Here is a 21,030-nt window from a genome sequence, read left to right on the forward strand (position 1 = left end):
GCCGTCTGCCATCATCGAAACGCGGCCCCCGCCGCGGCGAGGTCCCCCCAACCATGCCCGTTTGCGCGGTCCTCTTCGATGTTGGTGATACCCTCTGGCACGCAGCTGGGGCACCCCCGCCCGCCGAATTCCGCCGCCGCGCCGCCGAGCGCGCCGCTACCTTCATGGCCGCCAACGGCCTCGACGGCGCCACACCCGATGCCCTCGCCCGCGCCTGCTGGGACGCCATGCAAGAAGCTATGCGCACCGCTCGGGCCGGCACCCTCGTCGAACCCGACTACGCCAACGTCGCCGCCCAAGCAGCCCGCGCCCTCGGCGTCCACCTCACCCCCGCCCTCGCAGCCGACTTCCTCGATGCCATCTACGTCTCCGGCGCCGAAGGCGGAAAACTCGCCTACCCCGGTGCCCGAGACACCCTCGAAACCCTCCGCCAGCGCGGCTTCCGCCTCGGCATCGTCACCAACCGCGCCTTCGGCGGCGAACGCTTCCGCGCCGACCTCCGCGAAGCCGGCCTCGATATCGGCTGGGACGCCATCGCCGTCTCCGTCGAAGTCGGCTACCTCAAGCCCCACCCTCGCCTCTTCCAAGCAGCACTCCAGCAGCTCGACCTGCAGCCCGCAGAAGCCGTCATGGTCGGCAACTCCTTGGCCGAAGACATCGCCGGCGCACAGCGCCTCGGCATGGCCGCCGCATGGAAGCGCTCCGCCCCCGATGCCACCGACGTAACCCCCGACTTCACCTTCGACGACGTCACCGAGCTCCTCCACTGGTCACTCCTCGCGGAGGCCTCCCGTGTCCACTGACGGCCGAACCTGGGGCGGCCGCTTCCAAGGCCAAATGCACGAGCTCACCCAGGCCTACACCGCCGGGCTCGACCGCGACCTTTGGGAATTCGATATCGCTGGCTCCATCGCCCACGCCCGCATGCTCGGACACCAAGGCATCATCCCCCCCGCCGACGCCGACGCCATCGTCCGCGGACTCGAAAACGTCCGCGAACAGTTCCGCCGCGGCGAAGTTCAGTGGCGCCCTGAACTCGAAGACATCCATACCCACATCGAAGCCCTCCTCCGCGAACAGATCGGCGAGCCCGCCGGCCGCCTCCACACCGCACGCTCCCGCAACGACCAGGTCGCCCTCGTCAACCGCATGGCAGTCCGCGCCCTCTGCGACGACGCCACCGCCGCCCTGCGCGACCTCATCGGCGTCATCTGCGACCTCGCCGAACGCCACGCCGCCGACCCCATGCCCGGCTACACCCACCTCCAGCGCGCCCAGCCCATCACCCTCGGCCACCACCTCCTCGCCTACGGCGAAATGCTCCTCCGCGACCGCGAGCGCTTCGCCGATTGCCGCCGTCGCACCAACGTCTTGCCCCTCGGTTCCGGCGCCCTCGCCGGCGCCCCCTACCCCCTCGACCGCGAAATGGTCGCCCGCGAACTCGGCTTCGAAACCATCTCCCGCAACTCCATCGACGCCACCGCCGACCGCGACTTCGTCGCCGAGTTCTGCTTCGCCTGCGCAATGACCCAGGTCCACCTCTCCCGCCTCTCCGAAGAGATCATCCTCTGGGCCAGCGCCGAATACGGATTCCTCCGCCTCCCCGATGCCTTCGCCACCGGCTCCAGCATCATGCCCCAAAAGAAAAACGCCGACGTCGCCGAGCTCGCTCGCGGGCGCGCCGGCCGCCTCATCGGCGAACTCACCGGCATCCTCACCACCCTCAAAGGGCTCCCACTCGCCTACAACCGCGACCTCCAGGAAGACAAAGGCTACTACCTCGCCGCCGGCCGCATCCTCATCCCCACTCTCCAGATCTTCGCCGCCATGCTCCCGGCACTCGAGTTCGACCTGCCGCGCATGCGCCAAGCTGCCGGCCAGGGCTACGCCCTCGCCACCGACATCGCCGACTACCTCGTCAAAAAGGGCATGCCCTTCCGCGAAGCACACACCATCGTCGGTCGACTCGTCCGCGAGGCCGAATCACGCCACTGCGAGCTCGCCGAACTCCCCTTCGAGCTCTATCGCGCCGCCTCCACCCTCTTCGAGCCCGACGTCCTCGCCATCACCGTCGAATCGTCGATCGCCGCGCGCGACGTCCCCGGCGGCACCGCTCCCCCAAGGGTCCGCGACGCCGCACGCCAACTCCGCGCCCTCCTCGCGTAGGTAGCCGTCCGGTACCTAGGGCCTCCGAATCCACACCCGGCGAATCAGCACCGTTTCGCTCACCACCGCCGCGTCCGCATACTCGTCCGGGTCCTGCTCCACCGGCGGAGCAACCTCGCGCGAGCGCGGCCGTCCCGGCTTCCCATTCGCCCTCCCGCGCACCGCGCCCACCGCCTGCTTCGCCGCCTGCCGCGCCAAATACTTCCCCGTCAGACTCATGCCCACTTGGAGCGCCGTGCCGATGGCCACCGCCGTCACCGCCTTTTTCACCGGTGCAGGGAGCGTCGCCCGCTCTCGCTCGTACCGCGCCGGCGCAGCCGGTGCCGGCGGCGCAACCACCACCTCGCGCAGCGCCGCCAGGTACATCCCACATCGCCGACAGTAGTTGTCCGCGGGCTCGCAGCCGGCTCCGCAATCAGGGCAGGAAGTGCTCGAAAACGCCATGCCGCTCAGTATACGGCCCCATCGCCCCCAGCGAGCACACCCTCGACCGCCTCCGTCAGGTCGAGCGGCACCGCCGGCGGCACAGCGAGCCGACCCTCCGCAATCGCCCGCAGCGTCTCCACCAGGAACGGCCGCTCCCGCTCCACACCCCGCCTCCGGATATCCGCGTAAAGCTCCGTCCCCACAATCTCCTCCAGCGACAACGCCAGCGCCCGCTCCACCGGCAACGCCGCCCATAGCCTGGCATTCGCCGCGTCACGAATCCCATAGCGGCAAAAACTCACCGCCGGCCCACGGTCCACCTCCCCCGTCACCACGTTCATCATGCACCCCGATTCAGTAGCACCCGCCCGAATCAGCTCCGCGATAACCTCCTGATACGTCCCCACAGGGCCATCTGGCAGCGCAGGATGGTCGTTCAGAAACGTATACCTCCCGTAGAGCTCCTCCGTCGCGATCAGCATGTAGCCGAACATCACCCCCAGGTCGAAACCGTACCTCCCGAGGCGCCTCGCCACCTCCGCATCGAACTCGTATCGCCACGGCTGCAGCGGTTCGCCCGGGCGCCCCAACTTCCCGCCTCGCGCCTTTCGGAATTGCACCGAAGAGAGCAACTCGACGGGAATCCCGCGTTCCTCCACCATGCCAATCAACCGGTCCGTCGGTTCAGCCTCGCCCCTCTCCCGGTTCACGAAAACCACCGAGACCTCCACCGCCAGGCCACGCTCCACCGCTTCCAACAAATACGCAAGCGCGCCGAACGAGCCTGGGCCCCGGCCCGTCGTCAGCCATGCAACTCGGAGCCGCTCACTCACCCGCCTCGAACCCCGCCTCGTCGAGATCCACCTCCATCTCCAGCTCCTGCAGGCCCGATTCCTCCCGCTCCAGCCGCTGATTGATCGTCTGCAGCCTCAGCTCCGCCGCCTGAAGCATGCCTCGCAGCCGGTCCACCAACGCTGCCCCCTCCTCGTAAAGCTCGAGCGACTCCTCCAGCGGAAGATTCCCCTGCTCGAGCCGCCGTGCGTACCCCTCGAGCTTCGCGTACAGGTCCTCGAATCGCTCGCTCGCCTCGCTCGCCATCACCGTACCTCCGTCCAAAATGCCCCGTCCGCAACCGCAACGCGAAGGCGGTCGCCCGCCCTCACCCCTCGGACGCTCGAAACCACCGGCTGCCGGCCGCCCTCCCGCTGCACAATCGCGAAACCCCGCCGTAGCGTCGCCATCGGGTTCAGCGCCTCGAAGCGGGCCGAGAGCGAATCGAAGCGTGCTCGGTCCCCCTGGAGCCGCTCCCTCGCGCTCGCATCCATCGCCCTCCCCAGCTCCGAAATCGCCCGCGACAGCTCCGCGACGCGAGGCGCTGCCCTCCGTAGCCTGCCCGTCAGCCCCTCCGCGTCGGCCGCCAGCCCCGCAATCACCTGCCGCACCGACGACGCCATCGTCCGGTCGAGCACCTCCAAGGTTCGCAGCACCGCCGCCATGTCCGGAGTTGCACGCTCCACCGCCGCGCTCGGTGTAGCCGCCCGCAAATCCGCCACCAGGTCCGCGATCGTTACATCCGTCTCGTGCCCCACACCAGTCACCACCGGGTACGGACAGGCGTAAATCGCCCGTGCGACCCGCTCGTCATTGAACGCGTGCAAATCCTCCGCGGCGCCTCCACCCCGTGTCACCAACACCAGATCTAGGTCCGGCTCCTGCCCCAGCCGCCGCAGTGCCGCCACGACTTGCGCCGGTGCCTGCTCGCCCTGCACCATCGCCGGCGCGAAAACGAGCGTCGCGATGGGCCACCGCTTCCCCAACACGAACTGCACATCGTGCAGCGCCGCACCGCCTGGCGAGGTCACTAGCCCGATGCGCATCGGAAAACGCGGCAACGGCCGCTTCCGCGCAGGGTCGAAGAGCCCCTCCGCCTCCAGCCGTAGCCGGAGCTCCTCCAGCTTCGCCGCCAGTGCCCCCACCCCCTCCGGCCGGGCAAAGTCGCAGTCGAACTGCAGCTCCCCCCGCTGCACATACACCGTGATCCGGCCGTGCGCGATGATCCGCTCGCCGTTCCTCAGCTGGAAGTCCGGCGGCATCCGGTCGCGCCACATCACGCAGCGAATCGCCGCCCGCTCGTCACGAAGCGTGAAGTACCGATGGCCCAGCTGACTCCGACTCGCGTTCGTCACCTCCCCCGTCACCCATAGGTCCGAGAGCAGCTCGTTCGCCTCCAGGTACTCCCGCAAAAAGCTCACCACCGCCGAGACGGGCAGAACCTGATTCGACACAACCATCGCCAGCCAAGGCTACGCCCTCCCTCCCCCTCACGCGAGTACCCGCGCGCTACTGCACCCGCTCGATGTACTGCCCAGTTTCCGTGTTCACCCGAATCTTCGTCCCAGGTTCCACGAAGAGTGGCACCTGCACCACCAGCCCCGTCTCCAGCGTCGCCGGCTTCGTTCCGCCGGTCGCCGTGTCCCCCTTGAACCCCGGTTCCGTGTCCGTCACCACCAGCTCCACCGTCATCGGAAGCTCGACGCCAATCACCTCCTCCCCATACAACACCAGCTCGCACGTATCGTTCTCTTTCAGGAACTTCGCAGCATCGCCCACCTTATCGGCCGACACCGGAATCTGCTCGAACGTCTCCGTGTTCATGAAATAGAAAAATTCACCGTCGTTGTAGAGATATTGCATCTCCCGACGTTCCACCCGCGCCCGCTGGAACTTCGTCCCCGCCTGGAACGTCTGCTCGATAATCGCGCCGCTCCGCACGTCGCGGAACTTGATCCGCACCTGTGCCGAGCCGCGCCCCATCTTGATATGCGCATAGTCCAAAATGGAATACAACTTCCCGTCGAGCTCGATAGTCGCGCCCTTCTTCAGCTCTCCCGTCGAAATCATGAACGTTCTCCCTCGAAAGTCAGTTTCGGAGCGTGGCTCAGGACGCGCGCCTTGCCATCCTCGAGCACGACGACGTCTTCGATCCGTATCCCGCCCCAGCCAGGCAGGTAGATGCCCGGCTCAATGGTAAACACCATTCCCTCTTCGAGAACATCCTGCGATGACGGACCGAGATACGGCGCTTCATGCACCTCCAACCCCACCCCGTGGCCCAGCCCGTGCCCGAACGCATCGCCCCACCCTGCCGCCCGGATCACCGCGTGCGCCAGCTCGTGCACCACATCCCCCCGCATCCCCGCCTCCACACCCGAAATCGCTGCCAATTGCGCTCGCCGCACCACCTCGTACACCTCCGCGAAACGGTCATCCGCTTCCCCCAGCACGAAACTCCGCGTCACATCCGAACAGTAGCCCCGGTAGCGCGCCCCGACATCCATCACCACCGGCGCCCCCTCCTCCAGCGGCACCGAACGCGGCTGCGCATGCGGCAACGCACTCCACGGCCCACCCGCCACGATGCTCGGAAAAGAAACGCCGCTACCGCCCTCCTCCCGCACGAACTGTTCGAACCGCGCGGCGGCCAACGTCTCCGTCATCCCCGGAACGAGCCCCGCCATCACCCGCTCCAACGCCCGATCGGCGATCCGAATCGCCTCGCCCAGCAGCGCCAGCTCCTCCGCATCCTTCACCCTTCGTAGCCGCTCGACCAACCCCGGCGCCGCTCGCAACCGCGGCCGGTCACCAGGCGGAAAGCTCCGCACCGCCTGCCGAATCGTCAGATAGCCCCCGTAGGTCACGTCGCTCGGCGCGATCCCGATCCGCTTGCCAGCCGCGCCTGTCTCGCCGAAAAGCTCCCTCAGCCACACCTCGCGCCGCCCCCGGGCCCGCATCACCACGACACCGCGGCCCGACGTCTCCCGCTCCGCCTGCTCCCAATACCGCGAATCCACCGCCAGCACCGCCCGCTCCCGCGTCACCAGCAGCACCCCCGCCGAACCCGTGAACCCACTCAAATACGCCCGCGACGCCCAACCCGGTCCCTCCTCCCCCGGGGCCGCCACCAGCAAGCCCTCCAGCCGGGCCTCCTCCAGAAGCACCCGGAGCCGCTCCAACCGCCCGCTCATCCCCGCGTCTCCAGATGGTCCAACAAGAGCGCCGTCGCGACCCCGTAGCCGTCGCGGCCCAGCCCCGTCACCTGCCCGATGCACACCCCCGCGATGAGCGACCGGTGCCGAAAGTCCTCCCGCTGGTGCGTGTTCGAAAGATGAACCTCCACCACTGGCAGCTGCACCGCCTCGATCGCATCCCGCAACGCCACCGACGTGTGTGTCCACGCCCCCGCGTTCAACACCACCCCATCGACCACCCGCCGATACTGGTGGAGCGCATCGATGAGCGCACCCTCGTGGTTCGTCTGAAAGCAAATCACCGCCGCTCCACGTGCGTTCGCCACCGCCGCGACCTCCGCCTCGATCTCGAGCAGCGTCGTCGTTCCGTAGACCTCCGGCCTCCGCTCGCCCAGCAGGTTCAAATTCGGTCCATGCGCCAACAAGATCTGCATCACCGCCGATTGTCTGACCCGAGAGCAGTCCCTGTCACGCCTCGGACGCCCGAGGGCGTCGCCGGCGCGGCCCCGCCAGCGCCTCCTCCGCAAGTCGTTCCCACGCCTCGCGCGCCATCTCCGCCTGCGCCTGCCGGCTCACGTGCGTGTAAATCTGCGTCGTCGTCGGCGACGCGTGGCCCAACAACTCCTGCACGATCCGCAGATCCGCCCCTCCATCCAGCAGATGCGTCGCGAACGAATGCCGCAGAAGGTGCGGGTGAATATCCACGGCGATCCCCGCCGCAGTCGCGTACCGCCGCACGATCCCCTGCACCGAACGAGCCGTCAGCCGGCCGCCGAAGCGGTTCAGAAAGAGCGCCGCCGACGCCATCCCCCGCCCGCCTGCCGCCAGCTTCGGCCGCCCCTCCGCCAAATACCGCTCCAAGGCCAGCATCGCAGGTTCCCCGAAAAGCACCAGCCGCTCCTTCGCGCCCTTCCCGTGCACCACCGCCGAGCCCTCACTGAGGTCCACCTGGCCGAGGTCCAGGGCCACCAACTCCGAAATGCGCAGCCCACCCCCGTAAAGCAGCTCCATCATCGCCCGGTCGCGGAGCCCCTGCGGTGTTCCCAGATCGGGTGCGGTCAACAGTCGGTCGAGCGTCCCAGGGTCCACCACCTTTGGAAGCCGCCTCGGCCGTTTCGGCATCGCGATACCGTGCAGCCGGTCCCGGTCCGTAGCGCCCTCCCGCAGCAACCAACGGTAAAAGCCATGCACCGTGCTCGCCCGCCGCGTTAACGAACCGACCGCCATCCCCCCCGACCTCAACTCCCCCAGATACTCGCGGAACACCTGCCGCGAAATCTCCATCGGCTCCAACCCCCGCTCCCGGCACCAGCGCAGAAAACCCCCGATGTCGTTTCGGTAATTCCGAATCGTGTACGGCGAGCGGCCAGCGACTACCGCCAGCTCCCGCAAATACGCATCCAGATACGCCTCAGCCGTCTGGTGCACCGCGCGACTCGGCATAACCGCATGCTGCTCCGTCAAGACTGCCAGCGCAAGGGGACCTCACGCACCACCTCCCCCAACCACCTCCACGACGCGCCCAATCAGCTCGCCTTGCGGGCAGCAGCGTTCGCCCGCCGCTTCGCGAAGGCCGCCTTCCCCCGCGCGCTTCGCTCCAGCAGCTTCCGATTCGCCTCCTCCCGCACTTCGAGCGGGCGCGGCGGCGTCATCTTCTCCCGGTCCAGGCTGTTCGTCGTGTAGCTACAATTCGGGTAGTTCCAGCAGGCATAGAACGTCCCCCGTCGGGAAGTCTTCTCCACCAGCTGGCCCGTCTCCGGCTCCTCCGGACACGGCACCCCAACCGGCACCCCGCTCCGGAAATCGCACGACCCCCCGGCCCGGTTCTCGCACTCCACGTATGCGCCAAAGCGCCCCGTCTTCTTCAGCAGCCGCCCACCATCCTTCGGACACCGATACGCCAGTTCCTCCGGAGGCCCCAACCGAAGGGGCTGGCCGTCCGGGCCCATCGGGAGCGTGAACGTACACTCAGGGTACCGCGGGCAGCCAAAGAACTTCCCGTTGCGCCCCCATTTGATGGCCAGATTCGCCTGCCCACACCCCTCGCAGAGAATGTCCGTCTCCTGCTGCTCTTTCTCCGCCTCCGCCTCGGCCCTGTCCAGCTCCGCCTTGAACTCCGGCCAAAACTCCCGCAACACCTCCATCCAGTCGCGCTCGCCCGAGGCAACCTCGTCCAGCTCCTCCTCCATCTCGCCCGTGAACGGAACGTCCACGTACCTCCGCATATGCCGCTCGAGCAGATCGTGCACGATGAACCCGAGCTCCTGCGGTACCAGCTGCCGACCCTCCTTCCGAACGTACTCCCGTTTCAGCACCGTCTGCACAATGCTCGCGTACGTGCTCGGGCGGCCGATGCCCAACTCCTCCAGCGCGCGCACCAGCGAGGCCTCCGTGTAACGCGGAGGCGGCTGAGTCTGATGCCGCTTCGCCTCCACCTCCTGCCGCTCGAGCACTGTCCCCTCCACCAGCTCCGGCAACGAATCCACCACCTGCTCCCCATCCTCGTTCGCCTCCGCGGCCTCCGCCCCGTACACCTTCAGGTGCCCCTCGAACACCAACGTGCTCGCGTTCGCCTGAAAGGTCCCCTTTCGCACACCCTCACCTGCCGCTTCGATGGTCACCGAAACCGTCCGGTATCGCGCATCCGCCATCTGGCTCGCCATGAAGCGTCGCCAAATCAGGTCGTACACCCGCAACTGCTCCGCGCTGATGAGCCCGCGCAGCTGCTCCGGCGTGCGCGTCGGGTCCGTCGGGCGAATCGCCTCGTGCGCCTCCTGCGCGCCGCGCGCTCGGGTCCGATAAACGCGCGCCTTCTCCGGCACGAAATCCGCGCCCCACCGTGCCCGAATGAACGACCGCGCTTGCTGCTGGGCTACCTGCGAGACCGCCACCGAATCCGTTCGCATGTACGTAATCAGCCCCGGCATCCCGTTGATGCCCTCGTACAACTCCTGCGCCACGGCCATCGCTCGCGCCGTCCCCATTCCCAGCCGGTTCACCGCCGCCTGCTGGAACGTGCTCGTCGTGAACGGGGGCGCCGGCGAAAGCCTCCGCTGGCCCGGCTTCACCGAGGTCACCGTGAACGTCGCCCGCCGGAACTCCTCCACGAGCCCCGAAGCCGTCGATTCGTCCGGAATCGCCGGGCCAGCCGGGCCGAACTCCGGCCGCATCTTCGCTCCCTTCTTCATCCCCTCGAACGAGGCGAGCGCCGCCGAAAACCCGCGCCCATCCTTCGCCAGCGCCGCCTCGATGGTCCAATACTCCACCGGCCGGAACGCCTGGATTTCCCGCTCGCGCTTCACGATCAGGCCCAGCGCCACGCTCTGGACCCGCCCCGCACTCGCCCCCCGGCTCACCTTCTTTTGCACGAACCACGTCAGCGGATATCCAATCAGCCGATCCAACACCCGACGCGCCTGCTGCGCATCCACCAGGTGCATATCCAGTCTTCCTGGCTCCCGACGCCCGTGGCCATCCTGCGCCGGGACCTGCCCAAGCGCCTCCGCAAAGGCAGCCTCGATCGCCGGCCGCGTGATCTCGTGGAACACCACGCGCGTTACCTTCTCGTCCGGAATGCCCGCAGCTTCCTTGATGTGCCAGGCGATCGCCTCGCCCTCCCGGTCCGGGTCCGTGCTCAGGAAAACCCGCTCGGCCTTCCTCGCCGCCTCGGCGATCTCCCGGATCACCTCGCCCTTGTCCACCCGCCCCGCCCGGTCCCGCACCACCACGTACTTCGGCCGGAAATTCAGCTCCTCCACATTCTCCACCCCGTACCCATACGTCGGCAGATCCCGCACATGGCCCAACGAGGCCATCACCAGGTACTCGCTGCCCAAGATCCCCTGCAACGTTCGCGCCTTCGTCGGCGATTCCACGACCACGAGGTACCGCGGGCCCCGCTTTCCCCCTCCTGCTACGCTCGATCGCGTCTCCTCCGTCGCCGGTTCTACCGTCCCCGCCTGGCGCTTTCGCCGTCGCGTCGCTGCTGCTGTCGTCACGTCCAGTCCTTGCCCCTTCGTTTCCACATCGCTCGGGACTTTCCAAGGTAGAGAGCCCGGCGCGCCACTGTCCAGCAGCGCCTTCCCGCTTTCTTCGAATTCGACCGCCTCAGACGATCGCGTAGGTCATCGGCCCCGTCTGCCGGATGTACCCGTCGATCTCCAGCAGGCTCAAAGCACCGGATACCTCGGCCGCCGTTCGCCCCAGCGCCCGCGTCAACTCGTCGATATGGAGCGGACCTCCCGCCAGCAACGCCAGGATCGGGTCGTCCGGCCGCTCCGCGCGAGCCGCCACCGCCTCAGGCTCCGACCGCAACAGCGGAAACTGCCCTCCCCCAGCGAGCAAGTTCAGCTCCTCGCACAGTTGCTCCGGCGTCGCAACCAGCTTCGCCGTACTCTCGCGAATCAGCTGATTCGTCCCCGCGCTCTGCGCCGAAAACACACTCCCCGGAATCGCGAACACATCTCGCCCCTGTTCGAACGCCCAGTTCGCCGTGTGCAACGCCCCGCTACCCTCGCCCGCCTCCACCACCAACACCGCCCGCGCCAACCCCGAAAGAATGCGGTTCCGTCGCGGAAAAAAATCGCGCCGCGCCGGCGTCCCCACCGGGTACTCACTCACCAGGCAGCCCACTTCCGCGATCCGCTCCGCCAAACCCGCGTTCTCGCGCGGATACACCTGGTCGACCCCGCCAGCCAAAACCGCCACCGTCGGCGTCCCCCGCTCCACCGCCACCCGATGCGCAATCGCATCTACCCCGCGCGCCAGCCCACTCACGATCGCCACCCCGAGCTCCGCGAGCGCCGCGCAAAACAGCTCCGCCGCCTGTCGCCCATACGGCGTCACCCCGCGCGTGCCGACCACCGCGACCGCCTGCGGAAACTCCGGCCCCGCCGCTCCCCGCACCAAAATCACCGGCGGGCTCTGCGGAATCTGCCGGAGCCGTTCCGGGTAGGCCGCATCGCGCCAGGTGAGTGCCCGCGCACCAGCCCGCTCCAGCGCCCGAAGCTCCCGTTCCGCATCGAACCCCGCCTTCGTCCGGGCGATACTCCGAACATACGCCTCCTCGATACCAGCCGCTCGGAGCTCTCCCAACGGAGATTCCCACGCCTCCGCGATCGAACCGAACCTCGCGATCAGCAGCGCAAAGCTCGCCGAACCGAGCCCCGCCCGCCGAAGCGCCAGCCAGTACGCCAGCTCGTCGCCCTCGCTCATGACCCGCGCATCCTAGCAGGCCGCCCTCAGCGGGCCGCAACCTCTTCCCGCTCGATGGTCGGCTGTCGCGAAACCCGCAACCGCCGCACCCGCCTGCCCGCCATGCTCAGCACCCGCAACGTCAGCCCCTCCACCTCTACCTCGTCCCCCACCGCGGGGAGCCGCCCCAAGTGGTGAATCAAAAAGCCGCCGACCGTATCGAAATCATCCGACTCCACATTCACCCCGAACAACTCCCGCAGCACGTCCGTACTGGCCCCCGCATCGAGCACCACCTCGTCCGGCGAAATCACCTCGATCGACGGCCGTGCCACGTCGTACTCGTCCTCGATCTCCCCGACAATCTCCTCCAGCAAATCCTCGATCGTCACGATCCCCGCCGTCCCGCCGTACTCGTCGACCACGATCGCCATGTGCGTCCGCCGCGACTGCATCTCCGTCAGGAGCTCGTCCAGTCGCTTCGACTCCGGAATGAAGTACGCCTCGCGGAGGAGATCGCTGACAGGCCGGTCCGGGCCGCCATCCGCCATCGCCTTCAGCAGATCCTTCGCGTAAACGATGCCGACCACGTCATCGATGCTCTCCCGGTAGATCGGCACCCGGCTGAATCCGCGTTCCGTCACGATCGAAGCCACATCGCCCACCGTCGCGCCGATCTCCGCAGCCGCGACATCGATCCGCGGCACCATGATCTCCCGGGCCGTCTTGTCTTCCAGCGCGATCACCCCGCGGATCATCCGCCGCTCCGCTTCCTCCACCCCCCCTTCCGCCTCCTCTCGCTCCAGCAGCGCCAGAATGTCCGTCTCCGGCTCCGGCGTCACCAGCCGGATCGACCGCGCCGCCAAGCCAGCCGGCAACCCGAGCAGCAGCGCCGGCACACCGAAAATCCGCCGCGTCGCCACCGCCACCCCCGAAAGCTTCAAGGCCGCGTACTCTGGCGCCCGCGCAACCACCATCCCAACCGCCATCTGCACCATCGCCATCAGCCCCCCACCGCCGAGCCCGTAGACAATCGCCGCCCATGCCGCCCCATTGCGGTCCGCTCCCAGATAAGCGAAGAGCGAAATCACCACCGTCGCGATCAGCACTCGTCCGGCCGTGATCGCACCGAGGTAGCGCCCCGGTTGCTCCACGCTCGGCACGATGCGCTGCGCCTGCCGGTTCCCGCGCGCCGCGAGCGCACGGATTCGCGCGTCGTTCGCCCGCTCCAGAGCCGCCTCGGCCGCAGCCACAGCCGCGAGTGCCACCGAACCCACCAAAATGCCCACAACGGCCAGAAAATGCGGAAATTCCATAAGCGGCCCTCCGCCCCTCAGGGCGTCGGCTGCCCCCGCTCCTTCCGCTCGAACGGCTTCGCCGGCACGCCCCGGACACTCCCCCCCGCCGGAACGTCGCGCGTCACCACCGAGCCCGTCGCCGTGAATGCCCCATCCCCCAATTTCACAGGCGCCACCAGCATCGTGTCCGAACCCACGAACACCCCCCTCCCAATGACCGTCCGGTGCTTCGCCACGCCATCGTAATTGCACGTGATCGTCCCCGCCCCGATGTTCGTCCCCTCGCCAACGTCCGCATCTCCCAAATAGCTGAAGTGGTGCATCTTCACGCCCCGGCCCAGGCGCGAATTCTTGATCTCCGCGTAGTTCCGCACCTCGCAGTCATCGCCCACCGTCGAACCACCCCGCACGTGGGCGAACGGCCCAATCACACAACGCTCCCCGATCACCGAATCCTCAACCACCGACGCCTCCACCCGGCTTTCCCGCCCGATGCGGGCATTCCGGAGCGTCGTGTTCGGCCCGATGATCGCATCCTCATCCACCACACAGGCCCCCTCGATCCGCGACCCAGCCAGCACCGTCACATCCGTCCCCAACGACGCCCGAGCGTCGACGAACGTCGACGCCGGATCCTCCACCGTCACTCCAGCCAGCATATGGCGCTCCAAAACGCGGCGTCGCATCACCCGCTCCGCCTCCGCCAGCCGCACCCGGTCGTCCACACCCAAGGCATCCTCCACCGGAATGCGCGCCGTGCCAGCCGCCTTCCCCTCCGACGCAGCGCGCTCCACCAGCGCCGTCAGGTAATACTCCCCCTTCCCGCTCATTGGAACCGTTCCCACCCGCTCCCACAGCCAGCGAGCATCGAACACATACTGCCCAGCGTTCACCTCCGCAGGCCCCTCCGGCCCCTCGTAGTCCGCCGCCTCCACCACAGCCCGCACCTCCCCGTCGGCCCCACGCAGAACCCTCCCGAGCCTCCCTGGTTCCTCCAACCAACAGGTCGCGAAAGCCAACGGCCGCCCCTCCGCCGCTACCTCCACCGCACGAAGCGAATCCCCCCGAACCAGCGGCGCGTCCCCGTTCAGCACCATCACCCGATCGCACCCCGCCAGCGCCTGCTCGCACCGGCGGACAGCGCCCGCCGTCCCGTCCAGGACCTCCTGCCGAACGAACCGCACGTCACCAGCCGCCAGCATCGCCTCCACATCCTCCGCCCCGTACCCCGTGACCACCACGATGCGGTCCGGCCCCAAAGACCGCGCCGCCTCGATCACATGCCACCCCATCGGCGCGCCGCAAACCCGATGGAGCACCTTCGGAGTGCGCGAGCGCATCCGCGTCCCGAGCCCAGCCGCGAGAACGATAACGCCGAGGCCGCTCATTCGCCGGCCCCCAGCCAACCCCCCGAGCCAGCCGCTCCACGCTCGGGCACACACGAACTGAGAGGGTCAGAGGAAACGCACATAACAGACGGATATCCCGTCCGACCTCCATCCTAGGAACGGCCACGAACGCCTGTCAAGCTACCCGCCCAGCACTCTCGACAGCCCGCGCCACCCGCCCCTAGGATGCCGAATACGACCATGACCAACCCCCCGCGCACCTCCGACCAAATCCGCGACGCCTTCATCTCCTTCTTCCGCGAACGCGGCCATCTGCTGCTCCCACCCTGGCCCCTCGTTCCCATCGGCGACCCCACCTCGATGTTCACCTCCGCCGGAATGCAGCAGTTCAAGCCCCAGTTCATGGGCGAAGAACCCCCCGCCGCCCCACGCGTCGTCACCGTCCAGCGCTGCTTCCGCACCACCGACATCGAAGAAGTCGGCGACCTCTCCCACCTCACCGCATTCGAAATGCTCGGCAACTTCAGCTTCGGCGACTACTTCAAGCGCGAAGCCATCCGCTGGGCATGGGAACTCCTCACCGACGTCTACCAGCTCGACCCGTCCCGCCTCCACGCCACCATCTACCTCGACGACGACGACAGCTACACCTACTGGCGCCAAGTAGGCCTCCCCGACGACCACATCCACCGCCGCGACGAAGACCTCAACTACTGGTTCTCCTTCCCCAAAGACACCCCCGGCGCCAGCGGCCCCTGCGGCCCCGACAGCGAGATTTACTACGACCTCCAACCAGACCGCGACCCCGCCGAAGCGCGCCTCCACACCACGCCCGACGGACGCCCCGCCGGCGTCGGCTACAGCGATCGGTTCCTCGAAATCTGGAACCTCGTCTTCATGCAGCTCTACCAACACCCCGACGGCCGCCGCACCAGCCTTCCCGCCAAAAACATCGATACCGGCAGCGGCCTCGAGCGCGTCGCCATGGTCCTCCAAGGCAAGCGCTCCGTTTTCGAAACCGATATCTTCCTCCCCATCCTCGCCGAAGCACAAAGCGTCGTCGGCGTCGATTACCTCGGCGGGGCCGCCACCGAACTCCAGGCCTACGCCATCCGTGCCATGTCCGAACACTGCCGCGCCGCCACCCTGCTCATCGGCGATGGCGTCGTGCCCAGCAACGAAGGCCGCGGGTACGTGCTCCGCCGCGTCATCCGCCGCGCCGTCTACTTCGCCCGCAAAGTCGGAGTCAGCCAACCATTCACCCACCGTCTCGCCGCCGCCGCCATCGGCCGCCTCGGCAACGCCTACCCCCACCTCGTCGAAAACCAACAATTCATCCAGCGCGCCCTCTCCGCCGAAGAAGAACGCTTCACCCGCACCCTCGAAGCCGGTACCCACCGCCTCGAAGACCTCCTCCAACGGCTCCGTGCCACCGGCACCACCACCATCCCCGGCGAAGAGGCCTTCACCCTCTACGACACCTTCGGCCTCCCCGTCGAGCTCACCCGCGAAATCGCCACCGCCGAAGGCTTCACCATCGACGACCTCGGATTCCAGGCAGCCCTCGAAGCCCAACGCGCACGCGCCCGCCAGCAAGGCGCCTTCCTCAAGGGCGAAGTCTCCCCCGTCATCCAAAAGCTCGGCGACGACCACAGCAGCTTCATCGGCTACACCCACACCGAAGCCGACGCCGCACTCGTCGCCATCCTCCGCCGCGACACCCTCGTCGACCTCCTCACCGAAGGCCAAGAAGCCGAAATCATCCTCTCCGTCACCCCCTTCTATCCCGAAGGCGGCGGCCAAGTCGGCGACCGCGGGAACATCCTCACCCCCACCGGCGTCTTCCTCGTCGAAGATACCCAAGCCTCCGGCGGTGCCATCGTCCACCGCGGCCGCGTCGTCGAAGGAGAGCTCCGTGCCAGCCAACGCGCCACCGCCACCGTCGACCTCCACTGGCGGCGCGGCGCCGCACGCAACCACACCGGCACCCACATCCTCCACGCCGCCCTGCGCGCCATCCTCGGGCCCCACGTTCGCCAGCAAGGGTCCCTCGTCACACCCGAACGGCTTCGATTCGACTTCACCCACCTCGAACAAACCCCACGCGAGGCCCTCGTCGAAGTCCAGCAGCTCGCCAACGAAAAAGTCCGCCACGACCTCGAAGTCCAGTGGCGCACCACCGGCTACCGCCAAGCCATCGAATCCGGTGCCCTCGCCTTCTTCGGCGACAAATACGGCAGCGAAGTCCGCGTCGTCGAAATCCGCGACGATGGCCACGTCTTCAGCGCCGAACTCTGCGGCGGCACCCACGTCCACCACACCGGCCAAATCGGCTTCATCCACATCGTCCGCGAAGGCGCCGTCGCCGCCGGTACCCGTCGCATCGAGGCCGTCACCGGACGCGCCGCAGAAACCTACCTCCTCGAACAACAAGAACGCCTCCTCCGCATCGCCGACCGCCTCGATACCTCCCCCGCCGAGCTCGAAGCACGCATCGAATCCCTCCAGTCCGAGCTCGAACGGCTCCGCGCCCAGGCCGAACAGCTCGCCCGCCTCCAGGCCGCCGCCATCGCCGACGGCCTCGTCGCCCAAGCCAAGCGCATCGGCGACGCCCACCTCGTCGTCGCACGCGTCCAAGCCATCGGCCACGACGTCCTTCGCGACATCGCCGATCGCCTCCGCCGCCAGCTCGGGACCGCCCTCGTCATCCTCGCCGCCGAAATCGAAGGGCGCCCCGCCTTCATCGCCGCCGCCACCCCCGACCTCGTCGCACGCGGCGTCCACGCCGGCAACATCGTCCGCGCACTCGCCCAGGCCGCTGGAGGCGGCGGAGGCGGCCGCCCCGACATCGCCCAAGCCGGCGCAAAAGACCCTACCCGGATCGACGCCGCCCTCGCTGAAGGCCAAAGACTCGGCATGGAGGCCCTCTCCGGCTAGCTACTCCCCTCACCACCCACCCAAGGAGGCACGCCGCTGACGAACGCGCCACCCCCGCCGGACGTCCCGCCAGCCCAAGCGGCCGAAGAGCCCGCCTCCGTCATCCTCGTCGACCGCACCGAAGACATCGCCGCAATCTGCGGCCACCTCGACACCGCGCCCACCTGGGCCGTCGTCATCCACGCGCCCGACGGCAACCGTCAACTCAGCACCGAACTCGGCATGCGTCGCCTCCTCCGCCACGCCGAAGAGACAGGACGCATCGTCGCCATCGCCACTCGCTCCCGCACCCTCGCCTCCCGCGCCCGCCAAGCCGGCGTCCCGGTCGCACGTCGCCCCGCCCAGGTCCGCTGGGATGCCGGCGGACGCTACGTCCTGAGGCTCGGCCCCCTCTCCATCGTCGCCCCCGCAATCGGCCGTTTCGTCCAAATCGCCGTCATCCTCGCCGTCGCCGCCCTCGCCCTCTTCCTCGCCCTCTTCCTCGCCCCCTCCGCCACCGTCGTCGCCTACCCTCCCACCGAGACCCTCACCCAGACGGTGACCATCACCGCAGTCCGCGACCTCCCCGAGCCCGACTACCAAAATGGCCGCCTCCCCGCCGTCACCGTCTCGGCCACACGTTCCTACACCCTCGCCATCGCTGCCACCGGCTCCGTCAACGTCGGCGTCCGCTACGCCCGCGCCCCCGTTACCATCACCAACCCCACCGGAGCAGCCGTCGTCGTGGTTGCCGGCACCGTCGTCCTCGGTGGCCCCAACTTCCTCGACTACGAACTCGAGTCCGAGATCACCGTACCCCCCGGCGGGAGCGCATCCGCGACCGTCATCGCACGCCAACCCGGCGAACGTCACAACCTCCCCGCCGGGAGCATCACCGGCTGGTTCGAAGAACGCTACCGCTTCCTCACGATCACCAACCCAGAGCCCGCAACCGGCGGCGCGAGCGAGCCCCGCCCCGCCCCCTCCGAAGCCGACGTCATCGCCATCCGCGAGCTCGCCACATCCCTCGGACGCTCCAGCGACGTCATCGCCGACCTCGCCGCAGCGCGCCCCCACGATGCCGTCTTCCTCCGCACCGCCGAAGCATCCATCGAGCTCGGCACACCCCGCCCGCCCATCGGCACCCCATCCCCCGTCCTCCTCCTCGACGTCACCGTCCAGCTCAACGCCCTCGCCATCCCCGCGCCTACCCTCGAAGGCCTCGCTCGCCGCGTCCTCCTTCCCGTCGGCGCCGAAGGCGAATTCATCCCCGGCACCATCCGGGCCAGCGAAACCGGTGCCAGCCAGTACGACCCCGAAGCAGAGGCCATCACCGCCAGCCTCACCATCGCCGGCGAATTCGCCCGCGGTGTCACCCGCAAAGACATCCAAGCTGCCATCCGCGGCAAGCGTCCATCCGAAGCAAAATCGATCCTCCGCGAGCGGTATGCTATTCAAGAAGCCGACGTCCGCGTCGTCCCGGGTTGGGCGCCCTTCCTTCCCCGCTTCGGGTTCCGGCTCGATGTCGAACTCGCCGCCCCGCCCGGCACCGGCGGCTCGGACACCGCCACCACAAAACGCGAATGAACCACGACCAACCCGCGGCGCCCCGCCGCATCCTCGCCCTCGACCCCGGCGAAGCGCGCATCGGCGTCGCCCTCTCCGACGACCTCGGCATGCTCGCCCATCCCCGCTCGGCCATCCCCGCCCGCGACCAACGCCACGCCATCCGAACCATCGCCGAGCTCGTCCAGCGCGAACGAATCACCGAGATCATCGTCGGACTCCCCCTCACCCTCACCGGTGCCCACGGCGCCCAGGCGCGTGCCGCCCAAGCCTTCGCCGCCCAACTTCGGCAGGCCGTCAGCGTGCCCGTCCGCACCGCCGACGAACGCCTCACCTCTGCCCAGGCCGCCCGGCAGGCACCATCCGCCGCCCGCAGGCGAGACGGCACCCTCGATTCCCTCGCCGCCGCCCTCCTTCTCCAAGCCGAGCTCGACGCACGGAGACGAACCCCGTGAGCAGGCCAGCAGTCTCCCCCTTCGCCGCCGTCGGGCTCGCGCTCGTCGTCCTCGTCGCCCTGCTCTCCGCCTGGTTGGTTGCCGGCACCCCTGCCTCCGTCCGGGGCAACCTCCCCGAGCCCATCGCCGGCGCCGCCGAACCCTCCGCCACCACCGTCCCCTTCACCGTCGAGCGCGGCGCCTCTGCCGGCCAAATCGGTCGCCGCCTCCAAGAACTCGGAATCATCCGCTCGGGCCGCCAGTTCGAACTCCTCGCACGCCTCACCGGCCTCCAAGGGCTCCTCAGCGCCGGCGATTACCTCCTCCCCGCGCGGGCGAGCACAGCCACCGTCCTCCACCTCCTCACCGTCCGCGAAGCCGTCCCCGTCCTCCGCGTCACCTTCCCCGAAGGCCTTCGCATCGAAGAGATGGCCGTCCTCGCCGAACAAGCCGGATTCGGCCCGCGCGACGAATTCCTCGCCGCCGTCCAACGCGCCCAGCTCCCCCCGGGCCTTGCCGAGTACCTCCCCCAAGGCGCGGGCCTCCAGGGCTACCTCTTCCCCGATACCTACATCCTCCCCGTCGGCGCCACCATGGACGACCTCGTCGCCTACATGATTCGCACCCTCGACGAGCGCTTCACCCCCGAGCTCCGCGCTGCCGCTGCCGCCCGCGGGCTCGACCCTCACCAGGCCCTCACCCTCGCCTCTATCGTCGAACGCGAAGCCGTCATCCCCGAAGAACGCCCACTCATCGCCGGCGTCTTCTACAACCGCCTCGCCGCCGGCGACCGCCTCGGCGCCGACCCCACCGTCCAATTCGCCGTCGCCCAAGACCCCGAATCCGTCCGCCAACACGGCTGGTGGAAACGCGAACTCACCATCGTCGACCTCGAAAATCCCTCGCCCTACAACACCCGCCTCCATCCCGGCCTCCCCCCCGGCCCCATCGCCTGCCCAGGCCTCGCCTCCATCACCGCCGTCGCACAGCCCGCACAAACCGACTACTACTACTTCGTTGCCGATGCCAAAAAAGGCGATGGCTCCCACATCTTCGCCGTCACCTTCGCCGAGCACGAGCGCAACATCGCGCTCTACGGATCCCCATGACCAGCCGAGCCGGCATCATCGGCCACCCCGTCGCGCACTCCCTCTCCCCCGTCATCCAGACGGCAGCCTTCGCCCATGCCGGCCTCGACGTCGCCTACGAACAGTGGGACACCCCCCGCGCACAGCTCCCCGCCCGCATCGCCAGCCTCCGCGCCCCCGACATCCTCGGCGCCAACATCACCGTCCCCCACAAAGAAGCCGTCATCCCCTACCTCGACGAACTCGGCGGGCTCGCCGCACGAGCCGGCGCCGTCAATACCATCGTCCAGCGCGATGGCCGCCTTTTCGGCTTCAACACCGACGGCGCCGGCTTCGTTGCCGCCCTGCGCCACGAAGCCGCACTCGAACCCGCAGGACGCACCTTCCTCCTCCTCGGAGCCGGCGGAGCCGCCCGCGGCATCGCCCTCGCCCTCGCAGAAGCCCGCGCCGCCGCCATCCACATCTGGAACCGGACACCCGCCCGCGCCGCAACCCTCGCCAACCACCTCGGCACCCCCGCGCGAGCGCTCGCAGACCCGCCCCCACTAACCCCCTACGATTGCCTC

General features: G+C 68.4%; 19 protein-coding genes. 7 read left to right on the forward strand and 12 right to left on the reverse strand.

The annotated features are described in order from the left end of the window. The first annotated feature begins 53 nt into the window (after nt 1-53). Nucleotides 54-803, forward strand: a complete 750-nt coding sequence (locus VAE53_RS05145) for an HAD-IA family hydrolase (protein ID WP_322818299.1) — start codon at nt 54-56, stop codon at nt 801-803. After that, nucleotides 793-2,166 (forward strand): argininosuccinate lyase, encoded by a 1,374-nt coding sequence (argH, locus tag VAE53_RS05150; protein WP_322818300.1) that lies wholly within the window; start codon nt 793-795, stop codon nt 2,164-2,166. The genes VAE53_RS05145 and argH overlap by 11 nt, the downstream gene beginning before the upstream one ends. A 15-nt stretch (nt 2,167-2,181) precedes the next feature. Here argH and VAE53_RS05155 read toward each other — a convergent pair whose 3' ends face one another. The 12 genes from VAE53_RS05155 to glmU form a co-directional block, all read right to left on the reverse strand. Then, entirely contained in the window at nt 2,182-2,610 is a 429-nt protein-coding gene (locus tag VAE53_RS05155) for a hypothetical protein (RefSeq protein WP_322818301.1), read from the reverse strand. Between the two features lie 5 nt (nt 2,611-2,615). After that, nucleotides 2,616-3,425: a formyltransferase family protein gene (locus VAE53_RS05160; protein WP_322818302.1), complete on the reverse strand. Its 810-nt coding sequence runs from the start codon at nt 3,423-3,425 to the stop codon at nt 2,616-2,618. Next, nucleotides 3,418-3,690 (reverse strand): exodeoxyribonuclease VII small subunit, encoded by a 273-nt coding sequence (xseB, locus tag VAE53_RS05165; RefSeq protein ID WP_322818303.1) that lies wholly within the window; start codon nt 3,688-3,690, stop codon nt 3,418-3,420. Before xseB ends, VAE53_RS05160 begins: the two co-directional genes overlap by 8 nt. Beyond that, on the reverse strand, nt 3,690-4,883 hold the full coding sequence (xseA, locus tag VAE53_RS05170; protein WP_322818304.1) for an exodeoxyribonuclease VII large subunit: 1,194 nt from the start codon (nt 4,881-4,883) through the stop codon (nt 3,690-3,692). The genes xseB and xseA overlap by 1 nt, the downstream gene beginning before the upstream one ends. A gap of 49 nt (nt 4,884-4,932) precedes the next feature. After that, nucleotides 4,933-5,493 carry an elongation factor P gene (gene efp / locus VAE53_RS05175; protein WP_322818305.1) on the reverse strand — a complete coding sequence of 187 codons (561 nt, stop codon included), beginning with the start codon at nt 5,491-5,493 and terminating at the stop codon, nt 4,933-4,935. After that, nucleotides 5,490-6,617 carry a Xaa-Pro peptidase family protein gene (locus VAE53_RS05180; protein WP_322818306.1) on the reverse strand — a complete coding sequence of 376 codons (1,128 nt, stop codon included), beginning with the start codon at nt 6,615-6,617 and terminating at the stop codon, nt 5,490-5,492. The genes efp and VAE53_RS05180 overlap by 4 nt, the downstream gene beginning before the upstream one ends. After that, the gene (aroQ, locus tag VAE53_RS05185; RefSeq protein ID WP_322818307.1) at nt 6,614-7,054 is read right to left on the reverse strand and encodes a type II 3-dehydroquinate dehydratase; all 441 of its coding nucleotides are present in this window, start codon (nt 7,052-7,054) and stop codon (nt 6,614-6,616) included. The genes VAE53_RS05180 and aroQ overlap by 4 nt, the downstream gene beginning before the upstream one ends. A 34-nt stretch (nt 7,055-7,088) precedes the next feature. After that, complete coding sequence (locus VAE53_RS05190; RefSeq protein ID WP_322818308.1) at nt 7,089-8,063, reverse strand: tyrosine recombinase; 975 nt, start codon at nt 8,061-8,063, stop codon at nt 7,089-7,091. A gap of 83 nt (nt 8,064-8,146) precedes the next feature. Beyond that, complete coding sequence (gene topA / locus VAE53_RS05195) at nt 8,147-10,495, reverse strand: type I DNA topoisomerase (RefSeq protein WP_322818309.1); 2,349 nt, start codon at nt 10,493-10,495, stop codon at nt 8,147-8,149. A gap of 232 nt (nt 10,496-10,727) precedes the next feature. Then, nucleotides 10,728-11,834 carry a DNA-processing protein DprA gene (gene dprA / locus VAE53_RS05200; RefSeq protein ID WP_322818310.1) on the reverse strand — a complete coding sequence of 369 codons (1,107 nt, stop codon included), beginning with the start codon at nt 11,832-11,834 and terminating at the stop codon, nt 10,728-10,730. Between the two features lie 26 nt (nt 11,835-11,860). After that, complete coding sequence (locus VAE53_RS05205; protein WP_322818311.1) at nt 11,861-13,129, reverse strand: hemolysin family protein; 1,269 nt, start codon at nt 13,127-13,129, stop codon at nt 11,861-11,863. A gap of 17 nt (nt 13,130-13,146) precedes the next feature. Continuing rightward, nucleotides 13,147-14,499, reverse strand: a complete 1,353-nt coding sequence (gene glmU / locus VAE53_RS05210) for a bifunctional UDP-N-acetylglucosamine diphosphorylase/glucosamine-1-phosphate N-acetyltransferase GlmU (RefSeq protein WP_322818312.1) — start codon at nt 14,497-14,499, stop codon at nt 13,147-13,149. 201 nt (nt 14,500-14,700) lie between these two features. Between glmU and alaS the strand changes: the two genes are divergently transcribed. From alaS to VAE53_RS05235, 5 genes are all read left to right on the forward strand, one after another. Then, a complete protein-coding gene (gene alaS / locus VAE53_RS05215) occupies nt 14,701-17,397 on the forward strand; it encodes an alanine--tRNA ligase (protein ID WP_322818313.1) in 2,697 nt (898 codons plus the stop codon). 222 nt (nt 17,398-17,619) lie between these two features. Beyond that, nucleotides 17,620-18,963, forward strand: coding sequence for a baseplate J/gp47 family protein (locus VAE53_RS05220; RefSeq protein WP_322818314.1), 1,344 nt, complete (start codon nt 17,620-17,622; stop codon nt 18,961-18,963). Beyond that, the gene (ruvX, locus tag VAE53_RS05225; protein ID WP_322818315.1) at nt 18,960-19,397 is read left to right on the forward strand and encodes a Holliday junction resolvase RuvX; all 438 of its coding nucleotides are present in this window, start codon (nt 18,960-18,962) and stop codon (nt 19,395-19,397) included. Before VAE53_RS05220 ends, ruvX begins: the two co-directional genes overlap by 4 nt. Then, the gene (gene mltG, locus VAE53_RS05230) at nt 19,394-20,485 is read left to right on the forward strand and encodes an endolytic transglycosylase MltG (RefSeq protein ID WP_322818316.1); all 1,092 of its coding nucleotides are present in this window, start codon (nt 19,394-19,396) and stop codon (nt 20,483-20,485) included. The genes ruvX and mltG overlap by 4 nt, the downstream gene beginning before the upstream one ends. Then, nucleotides 20,482-21,030 (forward strand): shikimate dehydrogenase (locus tag VAE53_RS05235; RefSeq protein ID WP_369294028.1); only part of this gene is annotated, 549 nt, incomplete at its 3' end. The genes mltG and VAE53_RS05235, both read left to right, overlap by 4 nt.

It is taken from the genome of Tepidiforma sp. (assembly GCF_034432735.1).
Classification (GTDB): Bacteria; Chloroflexota; Dehalococcoidia; order Tepidiformales; family Tepidiformaceae; genus Tepidiforma.